A 365-nucleotide genomic window follows, 5' to 3' on the forward strand; every position below is an offset into this window, starting at 1 on the left:
ATCAAGGTGCTGCTCGTCGACGACCACCAGGTGGTCCGCCGCGGCCTGCGCACCTTCCTGGAGGTCCAGGACGACATCGAGGTGGTCGGCGAGGCCGGCGACGGAGCCGAAGGCGTAGCCCGCGCCGAGGAGCTCCAGCCCGACGTCGTCCTGATGGACGTCAAGATGCCCGGCATGGACGGCGTCGAGGCCCTGCGCCGCCTGCGGGAACTGGCCAACCCCGCCCGCGTCCTGGTCGTCACCAGCTTCACCGAGCAGCGCACCGTGGTCCCCGCCCTGCGCGCCGGCGCCGGGGGATACGTCTACAAGGACGTCGACCCCGAGGCGCTGGCCCGCGCCATCCGCTCCGTCCACGCCGGCCACGT

The 365-nt window shown here is 72.9% G+C and carries 1 protein-coding gene; it reads left to right on the plus strand.

Annotated features, from left to right (window positions below; genetic code table 11):
* On the plus strand, positions 1 to 365 hold a 365-nt coding region (locus AB0C16_RS40990; RefSeq protein ID WP_357691626.1), incomplete at both ends, for a response regulator transcription factor.

It is taken from the genome of Nonomuraea sp. NPDC048916, assembly GCF_040649575.1.
In the GTDB taxonomy this organism is placed as follows: Bacteria; Actinomycetota; Actinomycetes; order Streptosporangiales; family Streptosporangiaceae; genus Nonomuraea.